1 protein-coding gene is annotated in these 343 nt (G+C 61.5%); it reads left to right on the top strand.

Features of this window, described 5'->3' with window-relative positions; translation table 11 throughout:
- On the top strand, positions 1-343 hold a 343-nt coding region (locus tag E0L21_RS24835), incomplete at both ends, for a two-partner secretion domain-containing protein (protein WP_456237426.1).

The raw sequence follows: 343 nt of genomic DNA, 5'->3' as shown, positions 1-343 counted from the left end.
TTTTATCAACACGCCGAATGCGACGCTGACCACCGGTAAACCGCAGTTTGACGCGGCGGGCAACCTCTCGGCACTCGAGGTGACCAAAGGCACCATCACCGTCGAAGGTCAGGGGCTGAATGCCAGCGGCAGCGACGCGCTGTCACTGATTTCCCGCGCCACTGAAGTTAATGCCGCCATCCATGCGAAGGATTTAACGGTCACCACCGGGGCGAACCGGGTGGATGCGAACGGGAAAGCGACCGCTATCACCGGCGAGGGCGCGCCACCGGTGGTGGCGGTGGATACCGGCGCACTCGGCGGCATGTATGCCAACCGTATTCACCTGGTTTCCACGGAAAAA

The sequence above is a fragment of the Kosakonia quasisacchari genome (genome assembly GCF_004331415.1).
GTDB lineage: Bacteria > Pseudomonadota > Gammaproteobacteria > Enterobacterales > Enterobacteriaceae > Kosakonia > Kosakonia quasisacchari.
This window is presented reverse-complemented; position numbering and strand designations above follow the sequence as displayed.